Below are 15,112 nucleotides of genomic sequence, written 5' to 3'. Positions count from 1 at the left end.
CTTCCACGGTGCACCGTGGAAGATCACGCGCGGGAGGGGCGGTCGCGCCGTGCGGAGGCGCCGCGCACGGGCGAGGGTGGGGCGGTGAGCGACGAACGCGCCCCCGGGCGGCTGCCGCGCCTGCCGCTGCGCGCCGCCTTCCCACCCCCGCCCGGCCCCGGCCGCCCCGGCGACCCCGGCGTCTGCGTGCCGGGCGGGGTGTTCCGGGCGGTGACCGCCGAGCGCGCCACCGTCCTCGGCGGCCCGGCCGCGATCCTGCTGCAGGTCGCCCACCCGCTGGTCGCCGAGGGGGTCGCGGTCCACAGCGACTACACCGCCGGCCCCGCGCACCGGCTGCTGGCCACGCTGCAGGCCGCGCTCACCGTGACGTTCGGCGACACCGAGCAGGCCCGCGCCGCCGCCCGCCACGTCGGCGCCCAGCACGCCCGGGTGCGGGGCACGACCCGCACCGCCGTGCCCGGCACCCCCGCGGGGACCCCGTACCGGGCCGGCGACCCGGACCTGGCGCTGTGGGTGCACGCCACGCTGGTGCACACCGCCCGCCGGGTCGTGGAGCGCTACGTCGGCCGCCGCCTCGACGCGGCCGAGCGGGAGCGGCACTGGCAGGAGTCCAAGCCCTTCGCCCGGCTGTTCGCCGTCTCCCCCGCCGTGCTGCCGCGCACGGGCGCCGACTTCGAGGAGTACTGGCGCACGGCGGTCGCGCGTCTGGTCGTCACCGACGCCGCCCGCACCGTCGCGCGCGACATCCTCACCCAGCGCACCAGCCCGCCGCTGCCCGGCGTGGCGGCGCTGGCCCGCAGCGTCACCGCCGACCTGCTGCCGCCGCGCGTCGCCGACGCCTACGGCCTGGAGCGCACCCCGGGCCGGCGCGCGAGCGCCGCGGCGCTGCGCACGCTGCTGCGCACGGCCCGCCCGGTGCTGCCGCGGCGGGTCGCGCTGTGGCCGCACGCCGAGGTCGCCCGCCGCCGCACCGCCGCTGCCCTACGGTGAGCGGGTGCCCGCTCCCGCGCTGAGCCCCGAGGTCGTGACCGCCGCCGCCGACCACGCCGCCTCCTGGGCCGCCTTCCGGCGCGAGCAGCTGCGGGTGCCCGGCGTCCAGCTCGCCGTGCGCCTGCACGGGCGGCTGCTGCACTCCAGCGCGCACGGCTCCGCCGACCTGGAGCGGGGCACCGCCCTCACCCCGCAGCACGTCTTCCGGGTCGCCTCGCACTCGAAGACCTTCACCGCCACCGCGGTGCTGCGGCTGGCCGAGCAGGGGCGGCTGCGCCTGGACGACCGGCTCTCCGAGCACGTGCCGTGGGTCGTCGACGAGGACCCCGAGCTGGGCCGCGCGACGCTGCGCGAGCTCCTCGGCCACGCGGCCGGGGTGACCCGCGACGGCCTGCACGGCGACTTCTGGCAGCTGCAGGAGGACTTCCCCGGCGTCGACGGCCTGCGCGCCGCCGTGCGCGCCGGCGGCTCGCTCGTCGGGCGCTCCAGCCGGTTCAAGTACTCCAACGTCGGCTACTCGCTGCTCGGCCTCGTCGTCGAGGCGGTCACGGGCACCTCCTACGCCGAGCACGTGCGCACCGCGCTGCTGGAGCCCCTGGGGCTGCCCCGCACGACACCGGACGTGCCGGCCGCCGGAGAGCTCGTCACCGGCTACTCGGGCCTGGCGACCGGGCCGCGCCGGCCGCTGACCTCCCCCGCGACGGCGGCGATGGCCGCGGCGGCGGGCTTCTGCAGCACCGCCGAGGACCTCACGGCCTGGTTCGCCGCGCACGCGCGGGGACGCACCGACGTCCTCGCCGAGCACGCCCAGCGGCTCGCGCAGCGCGCGGAGTGGAGCACCGGCGACGGCGGCGGCGGTGAGCGGACCTACGGCCTGGGGTTCATCGGCGAGCGCTGCGGGGAGCGCACCCTCACCGGGCACTCGGGCGGCTTCCCCGGCCACATCACCAGCAGCCTGCTGGACGCCGAGGCGGGGCTGGCGGTCAGCGTCCTCACCAACTGCATCGACGGTCCCGCCGGGGAGCTGGCGCAGGGCGTGGTCAAGCTCGTGGACCTGTTCGCGGCCGAGTGGTCGCAGGCCGAGCCGGCGGCCGACCTGGACGCGTTCTGCGGGCGGTGGGCGGACCTGTGGGGCGTGCTGGACGTCGTGCGCGCCGGATCGGCGCTGCTCGGGCTGGACCCGGCCGCCGCCGACCCCACCGCCTCCCCCGTCGTGCTGGAGGTCCTCGACGCCCGGCACCTGCGGGTCGCCCGCGACGGGGGCTTCGGCTCGTACGCGGAGACGTGGGAGCTGAGCCGGCGCCCGGACGGGACGCCCGCGCTGCGCGGCCACAGCGGCGTGACGATGCTGCCGCTGGACCGCTCCGCGCGGGCCTGACCCGTCCCGGCGGGACCGGTCCGGGGCCTCGGGCTCAGGAGTCCAGCGACGCCTCGAGCGTGATCTCGACACCGGTGAGCGCCTTGGAGACCGGGCAGGTCTCCTTGGCGGCCTGCGCGACCTTCGCGAACGTGTCGGCGTCCACGCCGCTGACCTCGCCGGAGACCTTGAGGACGATGCCGGTCAGCCGGAAGCCGCCGGCCGGGTCCGGGCCGAGGGTGACGTCGGCGACGACCTCCAGGCTCTCCGGGGTGCCACCGGCCTCGCCGAGCAGCGCGGAGAACTGCATGGCGTAGCAGGAGGAGTGGGCGGCGGCCACGAGCTCCTCGGGGCTGGTGGTGCCGCCCGCCTCGTCGGCGGCGCGCTTGGGGAAGGACACGTCGTAGGTGCCGACCTTGGAGCTGCTGAGCTCGACCTGCCCGGAACCCTCGTTCAGCGTGCCGTTCCAGGCGGTGCGTGCGGTGCGGGTGGGCATGGGACCTCCACGGGTTGGACGGTGCGATCGCGTCTCGATCGCCCCCATCCTCACCACCCCTCCCGTGCCCTGCCACCCGGCCCCGCCCGGAACGCCGGCAGCCCCGGAGAGCAGGGCTCTCCGGGGCTGCCGGGTCGATCGGTGCGACCGCCGGTCGCGGTGCGGGGTCAGTCGCGCGGGGCGCTCTCGCGGCGCGGGCCGCGGTAGCCGCCCTCGCGGGGACCACCCTCGCGCGGGCCGCGGGGACCGCCCTCGCGGCGGGGACCGCCGCGGAAGCCGCCGTCGCGGCGGGGGCCGCGGCGCGGGCCGCGACCCTCGCGGGTCTCGGTGCGGCGCGGCTTGACCACGACGGGCTCACCGGACTCGGCGACGGCGCGGACGGTGTCGTCCCCGGCGTTGACGTGCTCGACCTGGTGGGCCTCCACACCGGCGTCGCGGTGCAGCCAGCCGTAGCGGCGGACCTGGTCCGGCAGCGCGATCGCGAGGACCGTGCCCGTGGCGCCGGCGCGCGCGGTGCGCCCCGAGCGGTGCAGGTAGTCCTTGTGGTCGTTCGGCGGGTCGACGTGCACGACGAGGTCGACGTCGTCGACGTGGATGCCGCGGGCCGCGACGTCGGTCGCCACGAGCACGCGGGTCTCCCCGGCCGAGAAGGCGTCGATCGCCTTGGAGCGCTGCGACTGGCGCAGGTCGCCGTGGATCGCCTCGGCGGGGGCACCGGCCTCGCGCAGCTGGTCGGCCAGGCGCTGGGCGCCGAGCTTGGTGCGCACGAAGAAGATGCTGCGGGCCGGGCGCTTGCTGATCTCGGTGAGGATCGACAGCTTGTCGTGCGGGCGCACGGCGAACACGCGGTGCTCCATGTGCCCGACGTCGTCCGGGTCGGCCGGCACGGCGTGGAAGGCCGGGTCGGTGAGGAAGTCCGTCACGAGCGCCTCGACCCCGCGGTCGAGGGTCGCCGAGAAGAACATGCGCTGCCCACCGGGCTTGGTGCCCTCCAGGATGGAGCGCACGTTCGGCAGGAAGCCGAGGTCGGCCATGTGGTCGGCCTCGTCCAGCACGGTGACGTCGACCTCGGCGAGCGAGACGGCGTCGCGCTCGATGAGGTCCACCAGGCGGCCCGGGGTGGCGATGAGGACGTCGATGCCGCGCTGGAGGGCGGCGATCTGGCGGCCGTAGGGGACGCCGCCGACGACCACGGACATCCGCAGGTCGAGGGAGTCGCCCAGCGGGCGCAGCGCGTCGGCGACCTGCATGGCCAGCTCGCGGGTCGGCACGAGCACCAGACCGCGCGGGGCGCCGGTGATGCGCGAGCGCTTGCCGGCCGCGAGGCGGGCCAGCATCGGCAGGCCGAAGCCCAGCGTCTTGCCGGAACCGGTGCGGGCGCGGCCGAGGATGTCGCGGCCGGCGATGCCGTCGGGCAGGGTGCGCGACTGGATCGCGAACGGCGCGGTCATCCCGCGGCGCTCCAGCGCCGCGACGAGCTCCTCGGGCAGGCCGAGCTCGGCGAACGTCTGCTCGGCGACCTCGATCTGCTCGGCGGCCGTCAGGGCCTGCTCGGTGGCCGAGGGGGCGAAGGAGCGGGGGCTGCGCGGCGGGCCGGTGCGGCGGCTGCGGAAGCCGCCCTGGCCGGAGCCGCCCTGGCCGCGGTAGCCACCGCTGGAACCGGAACCGCCCTGGCCGCGGTAGCCGCCGCCGGAGTAGCCGCCGGAGCGGGGACGGTCGTCGCGCTCGAAGGAGCGGTCCTCGGAGCGGTAGCCGCGGGACTCGCGGCGCTGGTAACCGCCCTCGTCGGAACGCGAGGGACGGGTGGAACGGTACGAACGGTCGTCGTACTGAGGCATGTGGTGGGAACTCCACGTGGGCTCGTCGGCCGCACGGCGGTCCGCCCCCGGCTTCAGGCGCGCCGGAGCGCGCGGGCTGAGGGATGGGACTCAAGCGACCTCGCGGGCGGCTCGCCCGCTGAGTGGACGGCGTACAACCGTCGCAGTGAGCCTAACAGGCCGCGGGCGCAGGACCTTCCCGCCTCCCCCCGCCCGGGCGCACCGCCCGGCTCAGCCGCGGGAGGCCTGCACCGCCGTCAGCGCGATCGTGTAGACGATGTCCTCCACCAGCGCCCCGCGCGAGAGGTCGTTCACGGGCTTGGCCAGCCCCTGCAGCATCGGGCCCACCGAGATGACGCCCGCGTTGCGCTGCACCGCCTTGTAGGTGGTGTTGCCGGTGTTGAGGTCGGGGAAGACGAACACCGTCGCGCGGCCGGCGACGGGCGAGTCCGGCGCCTTGGAGGCCGCGACCGAGGCGACCGCGGCGGCGTCGTACTGCAGCGGGCCGTCGATGACGAGGTCGGGTTCGCGCTCGCGGGCGATGCGGGTGGCCTCGGCCACCTTGTCGACGCTGGAGCCGGAACCCGACGAGCCCGTCGAGAAGCTGATCATGGCCACCCGCGGCTCGATGCCGAACGCGCGCGCGGAGGCCGCCGACTGCAGCGCGATGTCGGCGAGGTCCTCCGGTCCCGGGTCGGGGTTGACCGCGCAGTCGCCGTAGATGACGACGTCGTCGGGCAGGCACATGAAGAACACGCTGGAGACCAGCCGGGCGCCCGGCTTGGTCCGGATCACCTGCAGCGCAGGGCGGACGGTGGCGGCGGTGGTGTGCACGGCACCGGCGACCAGACCGTCCACGTCCCCGGCCTGCAGCATCGTGGTGCCCAGCCAGATGGGGTCGGCCAGCGAGTCGCGGGCGATGTCGGGCTGCATCCCCTTGTGCTTGCGCGCCTCCACGAGGACGGGCACGTAGCGCTCGACGAGCCCGGCGGGGTCGAGGACCTCCACGCCCTCGGGCAGCGCGATGCCCAGCCCCGCGGCCACGCCCGCGACCTCCTCGGGGCGGCCCAGCAGCACCGGGCGGGCGATGCCCCGCTCGGCGCAGACGGCCGCGGCCTGCACGGTGCGCGGCTCGGTGCCCTCGGGCAGCACGATGCGCTGCACCCGCTCGGCGGCCAGCGTCGTCAGCCGCCGCCGGAAGGCCGCGGGCGACAGGCGCGGGCTGTGCGAGGCCGTCGGCAGCTTCGCCAGCCAACCGGGGTCGAGGGCGTCGGCGACGGTCGCGGTGACCGACAGCGCCCGCTCGGCGTCGTCGCCGGGCACCTCCGGGGGGAAGCGGTTGACGGCCGTCGCGGTGGCGTAGGTGCTGCGCCCGGAGAGCAGGATCGGCAGGCCGGTGGCCGCGGCGGCCTGGGTGAGCTCGGCCACGCGCGGGTCCATGCCCACGCCCGCCGTCAGCAGCAGCCCGGCGATCCGGTTGCCGTTGAGCGCCGCCAGGCAGGTGGCCATGACGACGTCGTGGCGGTCGCCGGGCACGAGGATGAGGCGGCCCTCGCGCAGCAGCGGCAGCATCCCCGGCACGGCCTGGGCGGCCACGACGACCTCCTTGATGCGCCGGCCCTGGTCGCCGTGGGTGAGGACCTCCACGTCGAGCTCGCGCACCAGGTCGCGCACGCGCGGCCAGGTGAGGTCGGTGCGGAAGGGCACGGCGCCCACGAGGGGGATGCCGTGGTGCTCCAGCGCACCGCGCAGGGCCGCGATCCGCGAGACGGCCGTCTCGGGGTCCTCCGGCACCGGCCAGCGGGAGACGACACCGCCGATGACGCGCAGCGCCTCCCCCGTCCGGTAGGTGCCGGCGGTGACCGCCATGTCCTCGGCGATGCGTTCGGGCGCACCGGGATCGGCGCCGTCGACGCCCGCGGAGCCGACGAGCAGCACGTCGGCGTCCAGGGCGGTGGCCAGCGCCTGGTTCACCCGGCCGGAGAAGACCTGGTCGGCGGAGGGGGCCAGCCCCTCCACGACGACGACGTCGGAGGCGGCCAGCACCGGTTCGGCGGCGGCCACGACCTCCTCCATGAGGTCGTCGACGACCCCGCGCGAGAGCCGCTCGACGACGCGGGCGGCGGGGATGGGCTCGCTGGGGTCCAGGCTCGTGGTCAGCCGGACCAGCTGCACCGAGCGGTCGGCGCCGGTGCCGCGGGCCGGCTGGGCGAGCGGCTTGTGGAAGCCCACGGCCACGCCGCGGGCGTCCAGCGCCCGCACCAGCCCCAGGCAGGTCGAGGTGAGTCCGGCCCCGTGGCCGGTGGGGACGACGAGCACGACGCGGGCCATGGCCCCACCCTCCCGCACACCGCCGCTCCCGGCGACGTCGGCCCGGTGGCGTCGGCCCGGCGGCTCAGCGGTGCTCGACGAGCTCCACGGTGTCGCGCGCGATGAGCAGCTCCTCGTCGGTGGGCACGACCACCGCCAGCGGCCCGCTCCCGTCCTCGCGCGCGCGCGTGATGCGGCCCTCGGGCAGCGAGCCCCGCCCGTGCGCGGCGTTGGCGGCGGGGTCCTCCACCAGGCCCAGGTGCGCCAGCCGGGACAGCAGCATCGAGCGCACGCCCACCGCGTTCTCGCCGATGCCGCCGGTGAGCACGAGGGCGTCCAGGCCGCCGAGGGGGACGGTGAGGGCGGCCACGTGCTTGGCCGCGCGGTGGGCGAAGACGTCCAGGGCCAGCTTCGCGCCGGCGTGGCCCTCGGCGGCCTTGTCCCACAGCGTGCGCACGTCGTTGGACAGCCCCGACAGCGCGAGCAGCCCGGAGGCGGAGTTCAGCTGCCTGACGATCTCGCCGACGCCCTCGCCGGTGCGCTCGGCGACCAGCTCCAGGACCGCCGGGTCCACGTCGCCGGAGCGGGTGCCCATGACGAGGCCCTCCAGCGGGGTCAGGCCCATCGTCGTGTCCACCGAGCGCCCGCCGAGCACGGCGGTGGCGCTGCAGCCGTTGCCCAGGTGGGCCACGACGAGCTTGAGCCGGCGCGGGTCGGCGCCGGTGGCCTCGGCCAGCAGCTGCCCGGCGCGCTGGCTGACGAAGCGGTGGCTGGTGCCGTGCATGCCGTAGCGGCGCACGCCGAACTCCTCGTACCAGCGCTGCGGGACGGCGTAGCGGTAGCTGGCCTCCGGCATCGTCTGGTGGAAGGCGGTGTCGAAGACGGCGACGTGCTCCAGCTCGGGCAGCACGGCGCGCGCGGCCTCGATGCCGGAGACGTTGGCGGGGTTGTGCAGCGGGGCCAGCGCGGACAGCTCGGAGATCTGCCCCAGCACCCGGTCGTCGATGCGCACCGAGCCGCGGAAGAGCGAGCCGCCCTGCACGACGCGGTGGCCCACGCCGAGCAGCGGCGGCAGGTCCATGTCCAGCAGGCGCTGCAGGACGTGCGCGAGGGCTCCGCGGTGGGTGGTGGCGGCGGGGGTGATGGTGCGGGTGCGCTTCTCGCCGCCCACGGTGGTCGTCATGTGCACGACGGCGTCCGGGGTGCCCAGCCGCTCGCCCAGGCACGACAGCGAGCGCTCCCCGGTGACGGGGTCGACGAGCGCGAGCTTCACCGACGAGCTGCCGCAGTTGACGACGACGACCGACCCTCGTGTTCCCGGCACCGCGTTCCCTCCCCTCCCCCGGCGGACGCTCCGCCGCCCCGAGCCTCGCACGCGGGCGGTGGGCCCGCGACGGGGCTGCCGTCGCCGCGTGGGGCGCTGGGGCGGGTCGGGCCGCTGCGTCGAGGGCGAGCGGGTCCTCGCCCCGCCCGAGGGCAGCTTCGACCCCGACTGGGTCGCCGCGATCGTGCTGGAGCGCTGCGGGCCCGCGGCCGGTGAGCGCGTCGCGCTGGCCGCCGCGGCGCAGCGCGCGTGGGACGCGCGCCGCGCGGGCGAGGAGCCCGGTGCGGTGCAGGCGGCCCTGGTGGCCGCGGGCCTGGCGCCGGCGACGGCGGCCGCGGTGCTGCGCGCGGCCGACGACTTCGCTTCCGCCTACGGCGTGGACGGCGCCTGAAGGACTTCGGGCACCTGAGGGACCCCGGGCGCCTCGGAGGGCCAGCCCTCACGGGCGTGCGCGGTCTCCCAGAACATCCACTCGTAGCGGGTCGCGACCTCGAACGCCTCGTGCATCGCCTCCGCGAGCGCGGGTTCGGCCGCGGCGTCGACGAGCGCGCGGGCCTCGGTGACCGAGGCGTGGAAGGCGGGGTCGTCGTAGGTGGCGATCCACCGCGCGTACGGGTTCCGCCCACCCTCGGCGGCGGCGGCCGAGGCCGCCAGGCGGCTGCCGGCGTCGGCGTAGACCCAGAAGCACGGCAGGACGGCCGCGGCGCCGACGGCGTACGGCGCGGTCGCCGCGGTGGCCATGAGGTAGGAGACGTAGCCGAGGGTGGTGGGCGAGGCCCGCGGCGCGGCCGGCGCCGGCGGCAGGACGTCGGAGGAGAGCAGGTCGGCGTGCAGCGAGCTCTCCACGAGCGCGGCGCCGTGCGCCGAGCGCGCCCAGAACCCGGCGGCCTCGGCGTCGGGGGCGCGCGCGGCCAGCAGCGCCAGGGCGCGGGCGTAGCCGGCCAGGTAGAGGGCGTCCTGCTCCAGGTAGTGCCGGAAGACGGCGCGCTCCAGCGTCCCGGCGCCGAGCTCGGCGAGGAAGGTGCTGCGCTCGACGGCGGCGCGCAGGTCGGCGGTGCGCGCCCAGGTCTCCTCGGTGAAGGTCACGGTGTCCTCTCCCGCAGGGCGAAGGCGTGGTCGAGCGGGCCGTGGCCGTGACCGACGCCGAGGGTGGTGCCGGCGCTCAGCGCGGCCTGGAGGTAGTCGCGGGCGGGGTCGACGAGCGCGTCCCAGCCGGCGGTGGGCTCGCGCGCGGCCAGCGCGGCCAGCGCGGAGGACAGGGTGCAGCCGGTGCCGTGGGCGGAGCCGGTGGCGATGCGCGGGCGGGCCACCAGGCGGGTCCCGGCCGCGGTGGCCAGGACGTCGACGCTCTCGGCGCCGCCGAGGTGACCGCCCTTGAGCAGCACGGCGGTGCCGCTGCGCCGCAGCAGCTCCTCGGCCTGCTCGACGCACCCGTCGACGTCGACGGCGGGTGCAGCGCCCAGCAGGACGGCGGCCTCGGGGACGTTGGGGGTCACGAGGTCGGCCAGCGGGAGCAGCTCCTCGCGCACGGCGTCCACGGCGTCGGCCTCCAGCAGCCGGTCGCCGCTGGTGGCGACCATCACCGGGTCGAGCACCAGCGGCCCGGCGGCGCGCTCGCGCAGGACGGCGGCCACGGTGCGCGCGACCTCGGCGCCGGCGAGCATCCCGATCTTGGTGGCGTGCACGGTGATGTCGTCGAGGACGACCTCCAGCTGGGAGCGCACGAAGGCGGCGGGCACGGCGTGCACGCCGAAGACGCCCCGCGTGCTCTGCGCGGTCAGGGCGGTCAGCGCGCTCGCGCCGTAGACGCCCAGCGCCGTGAAGGTCTTCAGGTCGGCCTGGATGCCCGCTCCCCCGCCGGAGTCGCTGCCGGCGACGGTCAGGGCGACGGGGACGCTCACCGGGCCACCGGCCCCTCCTGCGTCCCGGCCCACTGCGCGCGCAGCTGCCGGGCGGCCCGCTCGGGGTCCTCGGCGGCGCAGACGGCGGAGACGACGCAGAAGCCGGCGAGACCGGTGCCGCGCAGCTCGTCGAGGGTCGCGGGGTTGATGCCGCCGATGGCCACGCACGGCAGCTCGGTGGCGGCGACGACGGCCCGCACGCCCTCGGCGCCCAGCGGGGCGGCGGCGTCCGGCTTGGTGGCGGTGGCGTGCACGGGGCCGACGCCGAGGTAGTCCACCGGGCCGGCCGCGCGCGCCTGCTCGACCGTGGAGACCGACAGCCCGATCAGCAGGTCCGGCGCGATCCGGCGGACCTCCTCGGCGGGCAGGTCGGACTGGCCGAGGTGGACGCCGTCGGCGCCGGCGAGCAGGGCGACGTCGAGCGCGTCGTCGACGAGCAGCGCCACCCCGGTGCCCTCCAGGACCGCGCGCACGGCCCGCACCAGGGCCAGCCGGTCGCGGTCGCCGACGTCCTTGGCCCGCACCTGCACCGCGCTGACCCCGCCCGCCACGGCGGCCCGCACGACGTCGGGGACGCCGCGGGGCCCGCACAGGGCGGTGTCGGTGACGAGGTGGAGCGTGGGGTCGAAGCGGGCGCTCACCGCTGCCCCCCGCTCAGCGCGTCGTGCAGGGCGCCGGCGTCGACGGCGTCGAGCTCGTCGATCCAGGCGATCGCGAAGCTGCCCGGCCCGGCGCTGCGGGCCGCGGCGCGCTCGGCGGCCACGGCGACGTGGGCGTGGGCGGCGAGCGCGGCCAGCAGCGGGTCGCCGGCCACGGCCGCGTAGGCGGCGACGAGGGCGCCCAGGGAGCAGCCGGCGCCCGTGGTGCGCGTCAGCAGCACCGAGCCGCCGCTCACCTGCGCGCTGCGCTCGCCGTGCACGAGCACGTCGACCTCGCCGGAGACGGCGACGACCCCGCCGGTGCGCAGGCTCAGCGCGCGGGCCGCGTCGACGGCCTCGGCGCTGCCCGCCGTCGAGTCCACCCCGCGGCCGCCGGCACCGGCCCCCGCCAGGCCCATGACCTCGGAGGCGTTGCCGCGCACGACCGTCGGCGCGGACGCCAGCAGCTCGCGGGCGACGCGGGTGCGGAAGGCCAGGCCGCCGACGGCGACGGGGTCCAGCACCCAGGGGCGCGAGCGCTCGTGCGCGGAGGCCGCGGCCAGCGCCATCGCGTCGGCGCGGGCGTCGTCGAGGGTGCCCACGTTGACGAGCACCGCCGAGGAGAGCGCGGCGAAGTCGCCGGACTCGTGGACGTTGTCGACCATCGCCGGGGAGGCGCCCACCGCGAGCAGCGCGTTGGCGGTGATCGTCTGGACGACCGAGTTGGTGAGGCACTGCACGAGCGGTGCGGCGGTGGCGACGGCCGCGCGGGCCTCGGCCACCGCGGCGACGAGCTCGTCCGGGCGTGCGTGTCCTGCTGCGACGGCTGCCATGGCCGCGACATCCCTTCGTCAGCACTACCTGCGTCAGGTTCGGCGGGTGTGATCTCAGCCCCGCCGCGCGGAGCACCCCGTGTCGCCGGGGACCCTAGCAGCGGCGGGCGGCACCGGGTCCGCCCGCCCGGGTTTGCCGCCCGCACCGGACGGGTACCGCTCCTGCATGAGCCTGAACATGGCGGGAACGGAGACGGTGCCGCGGCCCCGCACCACGGCCGGCCAGCACCTGTCGCTCATCGCCGGGGTGTTGCTGCTGGTGTGGGGGGTGGCCGGGTTCCTCGTCACCGGGTTCTCCGACTTCACCGGCGGCACCCAGGAGCAGCAGGTCATCGGTTTCGCGGTCAACCCGCTGAGCAACGTCCTGCACATCGTGCTGGGCGCGCTGGGCCTGCTGGCGCGCACCGGTGCGCGCCCGGCACGCTGGTACGGGATCGGCCTGTTCCTCGTGGGCGCGGCGCTGTTCGCCTACGGCGCGCTCGAGGCCGACAACGGCGGGGCCCCGCTGAACCTGAACTGGCCGACGAGCACGCTGCACGCGCTGTTCGCCCTGCTGGGCGTGGTCATCGCGTTCGTGCCGGTGCGCGCCGGGAAGATCCCCGACACCGCCGAACTGCGCCACTGACGCCCGCGGGTGCGGGCCACGCCCGCACCTCGCCGCTCAGGCCCGGGCGGGAGCGCGCAGCGCCACCCGCAGGACCAGGAAGTTGCTCGCCCCCACCAGCGCGGTCACGACGTGGACGACGACCAGACCGCTGAGGTCGCTGGCCCCGGGCACGAGGCGGTGCCAGCCGGTGAGGGCCAGCGTGCTGAGCACCAGCCCGGCGACCGCGGCCGCGCCGCCGATGCCGTGTCCGGTGGACCAGGCGCTGCTGCCCGCGGCGCGGAAGGTGAACCGGCGGTGCAGCTCGTTGGCCACCAGGGTGGAGACCACCGTGGCCAGCACGTTCCCGACGGCGGCCGGCAGGGCCGTGGCCGCCCCCAGCACCAGGAAGACCACCGCGTGCGCCCCGTTGCCGGTCGCACCGGCGACCACGAAGCGCCCCAGCGTCCACACCTCGGCGCTGCGCCGGCGCCGGGCCGCCGCCGGTACCGCGGTGCGCGCCGCAGCGGCGGGAGCCGGGGCGCCGGCCGCCGGGGCGGTGGGTGCCGGGGCGAGGAGGTCGGTGTGCACGCCCCCAGCGTGGCCCGCCGGCGATCACGGGCGCGTCGTCCCGCGGGACGGTCCCGCCTCCACCCGCTGCAGTAGCCGCGAGCGCCCGGGGTCCTCCGGGCGGAGGAGGCGGCGCGGCGGCCGGGAGCGGTGGGGCGGCGCGGACGCCGCCCCACCGCCCGCGCGCCTCAGGCGCCGGCGTCGCCGGCTTCGCGCACCTGCGCCCACAGGTCGACACCGGAGTCGACCGCGAACTCGTCGATGGCCCGCAGCTCCTCGGCGGAGAACTCCAGCTTCGCGACGGCGGCGACGTTGTCCTCCACCTGCCGCACCGAGCTGGCCCCGATGAGCGTGGTGGTGACCCGCGCGTCGCGCAGCGTCCACGACAGCGCCAGCTGGGCCAGCGTCTGCCCGCGCCCGGCGGCGATCTCCTGCAGGCCGCGGATGCGCGCCAGGGTGTCCTCGGTGAGCACCGAGGGGTCCAGCGACTTGCCTTGCGCTGCACGGGAACCCTCGGGGATCCCGTGGAGGTAGCGGTCGGTCAGCAGCCCCTGCGCGAGCGCGGTGAACGGGATGCAGCCCACGCCCTCGGCCTCCAGGACGTCGAGCAGGCCGGACTCGATCCACCGGTTGAACATCGAGTACGAGGGCTGGTGGATGAGCAGCGGGGTGCCCAGCTCGCGCAGGATCCGCGAGGCCTGCAGGGTGCGCTCGGGGCCGTAGGAGGAGATCCCCACGTAGCGGGCCTTGCCGGAGCGGACGACGGCGTCGAGCGCGCCCATCGTCTCCTCCAGCGGCGTGTCCGGGTCCGGGCGGTGGTGGTAGAAGATGTCGACGTGGTCCAGGCGCATCCGGCGCAGCGACTGCTCCAGCGAGGCCACGAGGTACTTGCGCGAACCGCGGTCGCCGTAGGGGCCGGGCCACATGTCCCAGCCGGCCTTGGAGGAGATGACGAGCTCGTCGCGGTACGGGCGGAAGTCCTCGTCCATGAGCCGGCCGAAGTTCGTCTCGGCGGCACCGTAGGGCGGGCCGTAGTTGTTGGCCAGGTCGAAGTGGGTGATGCCCAGGTCGAACGCGCGGCGGGTGATGTCGCGCTGGGTCTGGAACGGCTTGTCGTCGCCGAAGTTGTGCCAGAAGCCCAGCGAGAGAGCGGGCAGCTCGATGCCGCTGCGCCCGCAGCGGCGGTAGGGCATGGACGCGTAGCGCCCGGCGTCTGCGGTGTACGTCACGGCGCGATCCTGTCAGACGCGAAGCGGACGAGGACCTTGCTGCTGCCGGTGGAGCGGTCGGAGGCGACGCGCACGGCCTCCACGGCGTCGGCGACGTCGAACTCGTGGGTGATCACCGGGGACACGTCGACCCCGGCCGCCATCGCGGCGACCGCCTCGTCGATCTCGTCGACGAAGCGGAAGGAACCGCTCCAGGTGATCTCGCGGGTGACCAGGTCGCCCAGCGCCGCCGGGGCGGGGGTGCCGGGCAGGTTGCCGACCTGGACGACGTGCCCGCCGCGGGCCGTGGCCGCCAGCACCCCGCCCAGGGCCGCCGGGGCCCCGGAGGCCTCCACGACGAGCTCCTCGTCCTGCGGCAGCCGCTGCCCGGCCGACAGGTCGACGGTCTCGTCGGCGCCCACCGCGCGGGCCACGGCCAGCGAGGCGGGCGCCACGTCGGCGGCCACGACGTGCGCGGCGCCGCGGTGCTTGAGGGCGGCCACGACCAGCGCGCCGACGGGGCCGCTGCCGTTGACCAGGACGCGGCGGCCGGTGACCTCGCCGAGGCGGCCGACGGCGTGCAGGGCGACGGCGAACGGCTCGGCGAGGGCACCGACGCGGGTGCTCACGCCCTCGGGCAGCGGGCGCAGCTGGTCCACCCGCACGGCCTTGAGCTCGCACATGCCGCCGTCGGTGTGCGGGTCGAGCATCGCCGAGCCCCAGTAGCGCACCTGCCGGTGCAGGTTGGTGCGCCCGGCCAGGCGCTCGGGCAGCGCGGTGTCGCCGACCGGCGTGGCCGGGTGCACGGTGACGGCCTGCCCGACCTCGACGCCCCGCTCGCCGGCGCGCACCCCGGGCCCGAGGGCGGCGACGCGGCCGGCGACCTCGTGGCCGAGCACGAGGGGGTGCTTCAGCACGGCGGTGCCGGTGGCGCCGTGCCGGGCGTAGGACAGGTCCGAGCCGCACAGCCCGGCGTGCTCGACGGCGAGCAGGACCTCCCCCGGCCCGGCGACCGGGTCGGGCAGCTCCTGCACGCGCACGTCCCCGGCGGCGTGGACCACGACGGCTCTCACGTGCTGTCCTCC

The 15,112-nt window shown here is 76.8% G+C and carries 15 protein-coding genes and 1 riboswitch; of the genes, 4 read left to right on the top strand and 11 right to left on the bottom strand.

What is annotated here, in order from left to right; all coding sequences use genetic code 11:
• Nucleotides 1-84: 84 nt before the first annotated feature.
• Nucleotides 85-990, top strand: a complete 906-nt coding sequence (locus ACRYM2_RS15915; RefSeq protein WP_432523412.1) for an oxygenase MpaB family protein — start codon at nt 85-87, stop codon at nt 988-990.
• Nucleotides 991-994: 4 nt separating this feature from the next.
• Complete coding sequence (locus tag ACRYM2_RS15910; RefSeq protein ID WP_432523411.1) at nt 995-2,368, top strand: serine hydrolase domain-containing protein; 1,374 nt, start codon at nt 995-997, stop codon at nt 2,366-2,368.
• A 34-nt stretch (nt 2,369-2,402) separates the two neighbouring features.
• Here ACRYM2_RS15910 and ACRYM2_RS15905 read toward each other — a convergent pair whose 3' ends face one another.
• From ACRYM2_RS15905 to ACRYM2_RS15890, 4 genes are all read right to left on the bottom strand, one after another.
• Nucleotides 2,403-2,843 (bottom strand): OsmC family peroxiredoxin, encoded by a 441-nt coding sequence (locus ACRYM2_RS15905; RefSeq protein ID WP_432523410.1) that lies wholly within the window; start codon nt 2,841-2,843, stop codon nt 2,403-2,405.
• A 167-nt stretch (nt 2,844-3,010) separates the two neighbouring features.
• Complete coding sequence (locus tag ACRYM2_RS15900; protein ID WP_432523408.1) at nt 3,011-4,681, bottom strand: DEAD/DEAH box helicase; 1,671 nt, start codon at nt 4,679-4,681, stop codon at nt 3,011-3,013.
• 210 nt (nt 4,682-4,891) lie between these two features.
• Entirely contained in the window at nt 4,892-6,991 is a 2,100-nt protein-coding gene (pta, locus tag ACRYM2_RS15895; RefSeq protein WP_432523406.1) for a phosphate acetyltransferase, read from the bottom strand.
• Nucleotides 6,992-7,055: 64 nt separating this feature from the next.
• A complete protein-coding gene (locus ACRYM2_RS15890) occupies nt 7,056-8,294 on the bottom strand; it encodes an acetate/propionate family kinase (protein ID WP_432523404.1) in 1,239 nt (412 codons plus the stop codon).
• Between the two features lie 88 nt (nt 8,295-8,382).
• On the opposite strand from ACRYM2_RS15890, the gene ACRYM2_RS15885 reads away from it, so the two are divergent.
• Complete coding sequence (locus ACRYM2_RS15885; RefSeq protein ID WP_432523403.1) at nt 8,383-8,685, top strand: hypothetical protein; 303 nt, start codon at nt 8,383-8,385, stop codon at nt 8,683-8,685.
• On the opposite strand, the gene ACRYM2_RS15880 is transcribed toward ACRYM2_RS15885, so the two are convergent.
• The 4 genes from ACRYM2_RS15880 to thiM all read right to left on the bottom strand — a co-directional run bounded on the left by ACRYM2_RS15880 (nt 8,664) and on the right by thiM (nt 11,666).
• Nucleotides 8,664-9,380, bottom strand: a complete 717-nt coding sequence (locus tag ACRYM2_RS15880; protein ID WP_432523401.1) for a TenA family protein — start codon at nt 9,378-9,380, stop codon at nt 8,664-8,666. The two genes, ACRYM2_RS15885 and ACRYM2_RS15880, sit on opposite strands and share 22 nt — an antisense overlap.
• Entirely contained in the window at nt 9,377-10,195 is an 819-nt protein-coding gene (gene thiD, locus ACRYM2_RS15875) for a bifunctional hydroxymethylpyrimidine kinase/phosphomethylpyrimidine kinase (protein WP_432523400.1), read from the bottom strand. The genes ACRYM2_RS15880 and thiD overlap by 4 nt, the downstream gene beginning before the upstream one ends.
• Complete coding sequence (gene thiE, locus ACRYM2_RS15870) at nt 10,192-10,836, bottom strand: thiamine phosphate synthase (RefSeq protein ID WP_432523399.1); 645 nt, start codon at nt 10,834-10,836, stop codon at nt 10,192-10,194. The genes thiD and thiE overlap by 4 nt, the downstream gene beginning before the upstream one ends.
• Nucleotides 10,833-11,666: a hydroxyethylthiazole kinase gene (gene thiM, locus ACRYM2_RS15865; RefSeq protein WP_432523397.1), complete on the bottom strand. Its 834-nt coding sequence runs from the start codon at nt 11,664-11,666 to the stop codon at nt 10,833-10,835. Before thiM ends, thiE begins: the two co-directional genes overlap by 4 nt.
• Nucleotides 11,660-11,756, bottom strand: a riboswitch (TPP riboswitch). Its footprint overlaps the gene before it by 7 nt.
• A gap of 76 nt (nt 11,757-11,832) precedes the next feature.
• Here thiM and ACRYM2_RS15860 point away from each other — a divergent pair.
• Nucleotides 11,833-12,291 carry a DUF4383 domain-containing protein gene (locus ACRYM2_RS15860; RefSeq protein ID WP_432523395.1) on the top strand — a complete coding sequence of 153 codons (459 nt, stop codon included), beginning with the start codon at nt 11,833-11,835 and terminating at the stop codon, nt 12,289-12,291.
• A 36-nt stretch (nt 12,292-12,327) separates the two neighbouring features.
• Here ACRYM2_RS15860 and ACRYM2_RS15855 read toward each other — a convergent pair whose 3' ends face one another.
• The 3 genes from ACRYM2_RS15855 to ACRYM2_RS15845 form a co-directional block, all read right to left on the bottom strand.
• On the bottom strand, nt 12,328-12,840 hold the full coding sequence (locus ACRYM2_RS15855; protein ID WP_432523393.1) for a GtrA family protein: 513 nt from the start codon (nt 12,838-12,840) through the stop codon (nt 12,328-12,330).
• A 167-nt stretch (nt 12,841-13,007) separates the two neighbouring features.
• Nucleotides 13,008-14,048, bottom strand: coding sequence for an L-glyceraldehyde 3-phosphate reductase (gene mgrA, locus ACRYM2_RS15850; protein ID WP_432523391.1), 1,041 nt, complete (start codon nt 14,046-14,048; stop codon nt 13,008-13,010).
• Nucleotides 14,045-15,100 (bottom strand): L-idonate 5-dehydrogenase, encoded by a 1,056-nt coding sequence (locus ACRYM2_RS15845; protein ID WP_432523390.1) that lies wholly within the window; start codon nt 15,098-15,100, stop codon nt 14,045-14,047. The genes mgrA and ACRYM2_RS15845 overlap by 4 nt, the downstream gene beginning before the upstream one ends.
• Nucleotides 15,101-15,112: the final 12 nt, after the last annotated feature.

Origin of the sequence: Kineococcus aridisoli (assembly GCF_050871885.1) — a bacterium.
Lineage (GTDB): Bacteria > Actinomycetota > Actinomycetes > Actinomycetales > Kineococcaceae > Kineococcus.
Note: the sequence above shows the minus strand (reverse complement) of the source record. Positions and strands in the feature narration are given on the sequence as shown.